The sequence below is a fragment of the Bradyrhizobium elkanii WSM2783 genome, assembly GCF_000472865.1.
Lineage (GTDB): Bacteria > Pseudomonadota > Alphaproteobacteria > Rhizobiales > Xanthobacteraceae > Bradyrhizobium > Bradyrhizobium elkanii_A.
In genome coordinates this window covers 22,722-28,721 of sequence record NZ_AXAP01000102.1, presented here as the reverse complement: position 1 = coordinate 28,721, position 6,000 = coordinate 22,722, and the positions used below count along the sequence as shown (strand labels likewise).

Annotated in this window: 6 protein-coding genes; 3 read left to right on the top strand and 3 right to left on the bottom strand. The window is 62.3% G+C overall.

Going from position 1 to position 6,000, the window contains the following annotated elements; translation table 11 throughout:
- Positions 1-1,140 precede the first annotated feature (1,140 nt).
- Complete coding sequence (locus tag YY7_RS0143460; protein ID WP_028168598.1) at positions 1,141-2,373, bottom strand: Zn-dependent hydrolase; 1,233 nt, start codon at positions 2,371-2,373, stop codon at positions 1,141-1,143.
- A gap of 255 nt (positions 2,374-2,628) precedes the next feature.
- Between YY7_RS0143460 and YY7_RS54880 the strand changes: the two genes are divergently transcribed.
- On the top strand, positions 2,629-2,898 hold the full coding sequence (locus YY7_RS54880; protein ID WP_051397247.1) for a hypothetical protein: 270 nt from the start codon (positions 2,629-2,631) through the stop codon (positions 2,896-2,898).
- Between the two features lie 408 nt (positions 2,899-3,306).
- Here the strand turns inward: YY7_RS54880 and YY7_RS0143445 are convergent, their stop codons facing one another.
- Together YY7_RS0143445 and YY7_RS0143440 are read right to left on the bottom strand one after the other, a co-directional pair.
- Complete coding sequence (locus YY7_RS0143445; protein WP_028168596.1) at positions 3,307-3,996, bottom strand: DUF4336 domain-containing protein; 690 nt, start codon at positions 3,994-3,996, stop codon at positions 3,307-3,309.
- Complete coding sequence (locus tag YY7_RS0143440; protein ID WP_349642716.1) at positions 3,990-4,400, bottom strand: bleomycin resistance protein; 411 nt, start codon at positions 4,398-4,400, stop codon at positions 3,990-3,992. The genes YY7_RS0143445 and YY7_RS0143440 overlap by 7 nt, the downstream gene beginning before the upstream one ends.
- 203 nt (positions 4,401-4,603) lie before the next feature.
- Here YY7_RS0143440 and YY7_RS0143435 point away from each other — a divergent pair, with 203 nt between their 5' ends.
- Together YY7_RS0143435 and YY7_RS0143430 are read left to right on the top strand one after the other, a co-directional pair.
- The gene (locus YY7_RS0143435) at positions 4,604-4,963 is read left to right on the top strand and encodes a hypothetical protein (RefSeq protein WP_028168594.1); all 360 of its coding nucleotides are present in this window, start codon (positions 4,604-4,606) and stop codon (positions 4,961-4,963) included.
- 162 nt (positions 4,964-5,125) lie between these two features.
- Complete coding sequence (locus YY7_RS0143430) at positions 5,126-5,899, top strand: class I SAM-dependent methyltransferase (protein WP_028168593.1); 774 nt, start codon at positions 5,126-5,128, stop codon at positions 5,897-5,899.
- The last annotated feature ends 101 nt before the right edge of the window (positions 5,900-6,000 follow it).

The window sequence follows — 6,000 nt, the reverse complement described above, 5'->3', positions numbered from 1 at the left end:
CTGGCGCAACTGGGACCTCAGGCAATTGACGGTGCGCGGCATCGAAAAGGTCCGAGCCGTCGTGCTCTGGTACGCCCTCACCAACAACATCCTGCAGGGACATCGCCTCGCCAACCCATAGCTGCGCCAAACCATAGCGGCGCGCAAATCCCGCCCCGCTCCACCGTCGAGGTCTTCAACATCCGCTACTTCGGATGCCGTCTACCCGAAAACCGAATTGGTTCTCAGGCTCTACGCTGTCGTCCCCGCGAAGGCGGGGACCCATAACCACAGGGAGGTGTTGTGCGCGAGCAAGCGGTTGCAGCGGAGCACACGACAACGGCCTGTGGTTATGGGTCCCGGATCAAGTCCGGGACGACGTGGGGTGGGGTTCTGATTCAAATTTCAAATAGCGTGAGGATGTGAGTTCGCATTCTCGCGGCGCGATGCGCCCGAGGTTTGCGTGACCGTTACCCTCCTCGAAACACAGAGGGCGCAGGGAAAGCCGGGTGCCGGCTGCACCCATGGGTCCCGTGCAACAAAAAGCACGGGGGTAGGACCACAGGTTCAACCGAAGCATTCCGGCTTTCCCTGCGCGGTGGTGTTACGGTTTCCTTCGTGCTCTCCTCGGTGACCGGGCTTTCTTGCCACCGTCGCCCTTAGGGATGTTTCCATCCCCCAGGACTTAGCGCCAGCGTCGGGGCGCCAGGACCACACGACTTCGCCGTCCGTGATGCGCGTGCTCGTCAGTCACACACTTCACGTCCACCGCATCTCACCGCAACGTTCGTGACGATCGCGAGCCGCCCCTCTTTCGGGTGAGACGCGCGGAGTTAAATCACTGATTTGCCCGACGACGGAAGCGGAATGTTTTTTCCGCGAGGGCTGGACAGACTTTCGGTGATTTGCCCGTCGGGGGTGTTATGTCGCACTCAACCCAACCACATCGTTATTGCGAGCGCAGCGAAGCAATCCATAGCACCGCAAGCAGAAGCATGGATTGCTTCGCTCTGCTCGCAATGACGGGGGCTGTCATTCCGGGGCGATGCGAAGCATCGAGCCCGGAATCCATTTGCTGCTTGCGCAAATGGACGAATGGATTGCGGGTTCGCGCTGCGCGCGCCCCGGAATGACGGAGAGTGGGAAGCCTGTGGCGCGCGCTCACCGCACGAGCAAGCGCCGGCACGCATCGACAAACACCTTTGCCCCCGTGACGATGTCGGCGTCGTCGGTGTTCTCGCTCCAGTGATGGCTGATGCCGCCGATCGAGGGCACGAACAGCATGGCTGATGGCATGATGGTGGCGAGGACCTGGGCGTCATGGCCGGCGCCGCTCGGCATCCGGATCGACTTGCCATCGGCAAAGCGTGCGCTCGCCGCTTCGATCGCGTCCTGGAACGCGGCATCCATCGTCGCCGGCGCGCCGGTGCGGATGCGCTCGACCTCGACGCTGCAGCGGCCTGCCGCCGTGACCTCGGCGGCCATGCGGCGCAAATGCGCTTCCAGACGTTCGATCATGCTCGGATCGTCGTCGCGCATCTGGAACAGCATTTCGGCGCGGCCGGGAATGATGCTGGGCGCGCCGGGATCGAGCGTGATGCGGCCGGTGGTCCATACCGTGCGCGGTCCGCACAGGGCAGGGAAGCTGTCGTCGATCGCGACGCAGAACTTGGCGAGCGCAAGGCCAGCATCGCGACGGGTCGACATCCGCGTGGTGCCGGCATGGTTCTGCTCGCCGGTGAAGGTGATGCGATATTGCCAGATGCCGACGATGGAGGTGACGACGCCGATCTTGAGGCCGCTGTCTTCGAGTGTCCTGCCTTGCTCGATATGGGCTTCGAGATATCCGACGTGCCGTCCGCGCTCGGCGGTGACGCGCGGGCGCCCGCCAAGCCCGACGTTCGCCAGCGCATCACGCATGGGACGGCCATTGCTGCGGTCGCACGCGGCGTCGATCTCGGCGTCCGTGACGGCGCCAACATAGGAGCGGCTGCCGAGGAAATGGCCGAAATGTCCTTCCTCGTCGCACCAGGCCGCAACCTCGACGGCACCTTGGAGGCTCGCGTCGGGATTGAGGACGCGGGCGGCCTCGAGCGCATAGACGACGCCGAGCGGTCCATCGAGCCAGCCGGCGAAATTCTGGCTTTCGAGATGCGAGCCGGCCAGGAGCCTCAAGCCAGGTTTTGCGCTGGTGCCGAGAACGTTGCCGATGCCGTCGATCGTGGGAGCGAGGCCGGCTTCCGGGAGCTTTGCGGCAAGCCACGCGATCGAGCGCATATGCGGCTCCGAAAAGGTCGGCTTGTGCACGCCGGTCTTGTATGCGCCGATGGCGCGCAGCGCATTGAGATCGGCGAGAACGCGGGCGCCGTCGACAGGCAGGTCTGGATCGGGCATGGCGGATGCACCCGTTGATGGTTTCTTTCCACGCAGGCTCGCATACGCCGCGTGCCAGGGAAAGCCGGCGCTGCCGGGGGCGTGTCTCCCGTCGGACAGGCGATAGGGCCGCCCTCTGGTCTGCGCGGACCAAACGGCATAAATGACGGAGTGGCGAGGCCATATTGATTTGGCGCAAGCCAGGAAGACCCAAACTTGCTTTCAATGCGCGATCAGCCCCATCAGACGGGCAGCGAAATAATCGGGGAGACGGCCATGGGCGAGATCACTCTCTTTGTCGCCATGCCATTCGACCTGACCGACGATGGTCTCGTCGCCGGCGAGCCTTTCAAATGCGCGAGCCCTGCGGCGGCGATCGAGCGCGCGAAAGGGTTTTGGCAGATCCTGGGCCATGCCGGAGCCGTCGCGTTCGTCCGCGTCGGCTATCCGGAATCGACGACGACCGTGCTGCGCGCGTTCGGCAACGTGCCGGACGATCTATTGGGCGGCTACCATGACCCCAAGCGGACCTTCTTGGTCCGCTGAAGCAAGACTTCGCCGCCGCTTCCGCTGCGGCTCGGCCCCACGCCTGATCACAAAAACGGCATCGCAGCGGCGCGCAATTGCCCCGCCTTCACCATGATTTGGGGGCGTAAATCCGGGAATGCCGGGCAAAGCATGGGCAAGACAGCGCCAATGACGGCTCATCTCCCCAAGACAGCAGAGGAGGAGCACGAGGAGCAGCTCCGCAACCTAGTCCGCGTTGTTTCAGCCTGCACCTTGGGACTTTGGTCCTTTGCTGCAGGCATCCTGATCGGGACCTTTCTTCTGTTTTGAATCGTGTGGCAGGGGTCGTCAGACGCGACCTATCGCGCAGCTAACACGCGAACCTTCCTGAATTTGCGAACCTTCCTGAATTGAACGTGAACGTCTTCGTGGCTCCGACGCTGCAAATCACGCCGTCAGCCACCCAAACGCACGGCGCAGGTACGCTCGCGCATCCTCTTCTATCGGTGTGCCGTGGGCCATCAGCACCTTTTCGGTTGGCCACGCGAGAATGTAATCCAGAGACTTTCGCGCGGCGCGGCGGTTGGTGAAGGCGACACGAAACTTGCGCGGCACCGACGGCTCGGGCCCCACCATGAGGTCCAGCTTCGCGACCATGGCCCGCCAGCCGGAATTGCGGTCGGCCGGAATCTGCTGGAGCAGATCGGTAAACAGCACGGTCCCGCTCTTGATGTGAAAAAACACCACCTCCGTCGTGATCAGGTTGCCGTGCATCAGGACCTGGTCGATCTCCTCGATCCAATCCGGGCTCGGCACACTTTCGAGGTCAGCATCAAAGACGATGTCCTCGCGCTTCTTTCGCAATCCTGGCGGGGCGTAGAGTTTGGCGTCAGGGTAGGCGCGCTTCCACTGTGGAAGAAACAGGTGATGAAGCGAATTGGGAGCAACGATGTGCCGCACCTGACCGATGGCATCGACATCCGCCCGCAGGCTATCGCTGAGCTCTATCGGCGACCAGATGAAGAGACCTCCGTCTGACAATCTGATGACGGCCATCCGGGTGGGATAATGAAATCCGGCTACGGATACGTCGGGTCCATCTGCAGTCCAGATCTCGCGATCGAATTCCTTCAACATGGCCGGTCCAACTGGTGCCGTTCGAGAGGTGATGACCTGCTTCCCAAATCCTGTGCGAAACGCAGGAGGTAGCCGTCAGGGTCTTGCACCAGGAATTGCCTGTTGCCGCGCTCTTCTCCTGCGATCCGATACCAGGCGTCATGACATTCTCTGAAGAGAGGCCATTTCTCTCGCTTCAGTGCATCGAGAAGAGGGGCCACGGAATCGACGAAGATCTGAAAGTTGATCCCGCGTCCCAGCGGCCGTTCTAGAGCTCCAGTTTCCCAGTTACCATTTTGTTGCTTCAGCATGACCTGAGCGCCTTGCAGCTCAAGATACATGAAGCGATTTTCGAGGCGCTGATACGCAATCTGGAAACCGAGTATCTTGCACCAAAATGTCTTGCTCTGTTCCAGGTCAAGCACGTCCAGCTCCGGGACGAGGCGAGCAAAGCCGCCAGTTGGTAATCTATCTGCTGGTATTCCCATGGCTAACCGGTCCTCGGAATTTGAAGCCCTGACAACATGACGGGTCGATTTACCGTATCGAATCGATGCGAGAAAGTCGGGAGCAACCATGCACTCGGATTTGAGTCGCTTCCGAGCAGCCGGACGTCTATGTTATGCTCATGTCGCGCCTGATGTGTCTGTCGATTGCCATCGTCCTGTCGCTGCTGCCGGTCGTAGCGCCGGCTGCGCCGGTTCATAAACGAACGCCGCCACGCTGGCACGGCTACGGTTTCCTTCCGGGTTATCAGCAGCCACCGAACAACAGCCTTCCGCTTTTCAAGCAGAAAGCTTTGGCTTCGCGCATGGCGCGCCGCGACCGGCGCCATTGGTACATCGATCCGGTGCCACGCTATTACGGGTGGGACGGCGACTGGCATTATTTCGGTCGGCCCGGATTCTACGGCGGCCGCTACAATGGCGGCAGCTTCGGCCCTTGCTGGACGCGGACGCCGATCGGGCCGGTCTGGAATTGCGGCTGATCAGCCGATTGCTCAAAGATCGCACGTGTGCAGCCACGCCAGAGCGCTTCGGTCAGAAGCGGGGGGTGCGTGAAATGTAATCCAAATTTAAGGTGACGCGCCGCTGCAGCGGGTTAGTTTCGCTGTACGCCGTTCGATGACCTCGATGATTGGGCCCGCGGAATGGGACGTTTTGCAACGACGGTCGACCTCTATGAGCAATTCCGGCCGCCTTATCCGCCCGCGTTCTTCCGTGAGGTCGCCCAGCGCCTGGCGCTCACCAAGCAACATGCGCTGATCGATATCGGCACCGGGCCCGGCCTGCTCGCGCTCGGCTTTGCGGACTATGTCGGACGCATTGTTGCCGTCGATCCCGAGCCGAACATGCTGGCGGCCGCGCGGCAGGCGGCCAAGCAGGCCGGACGGGACGTGACGCTGGTCGAGGGCAGGGCGGAGGACCTGCCGGAGAGCATCGGGCGCTTCGATCTCGTCACCATCGGTCGAGCGCTCCACTGGCTGGACGAGAGCACCTTGGGCCCGTTGTTCGAACGGCTGGTGGCGCCGGGTGGCGTCGTCGCCATATGCGCATCCTCCTCTGTGACGGACGGGCGCAATGCGTGGCTCGAGGAATACACCGCTGCGCGGCGTCACTGGTCGAACAAAGAACTATGGTCCGAGTCGCGTTCGGGGCAGCGCGTGCATCGTGAGCTTTCCTCGCTGCTGCAAGGCACCACATTTCAGGCCACTGAAGAGATCCGGGTCGAGAGCGTGAAGCAAACCAGCGTGGCTGACCTGGCGCAACGCATGTTGACCTTCTCGTCGTCCTCGCCGGCCGTCCTGGGCGCGAAGGTCGAGCCGATGCTGCGCGATGTCGAGGCGCGCTTGATGCCGATGAGCCGGGATGGTGTGCTCACCGAGTTCGTCGTATCAACCGCGGAGATCGCGCGCCGTCGGTAGCAGGGCTGTGCTGTGTGAACGAGGCAGCCTTCATGGTTCTCCGAGCGATGCGCAGCATCGTCTCGAGACGCGCCGCAAGCGGCGCTCCTCACCATGAGGGT

Coding starts and splice junctions, on each gene's coding strand:
- YY7_RS0143460 (WP_028168598.1), bottom strand. CDS start 2,373: ATGCCCGATCCAGACCTGCCTGTCGACGGCGCCCGCGTTCTCGCCGAT.
- YY7_RS54880 (WP_051397247.1), top strand. CDS start 2,629: ATGGGCGAGATCACTCTCTTTGTCGCCATGCCATTCGACCTGACCGAC.
- YY7_RS0143445 (WP_028168596.1), bottom strand. CDS start 3,996: ATGTTGAAGGAATTCGATCGCGAGATCTGGACTGCAGATGGACCCGAC.
- YY7_RS0143435 (WP_028168594.1), top strand. CDS start 4,604: ATGTCGCGCCTGATGTGTCTGTCGATTGCCATCGTCCTGTCGCTGCTG.
- YY7_RS0143430 (WP_028168593.1), top strand. CDS start 5,126: ATGGGACGTTTTGCAACGACGGTCGACCTCTATGAGCAATTCCGGCCG.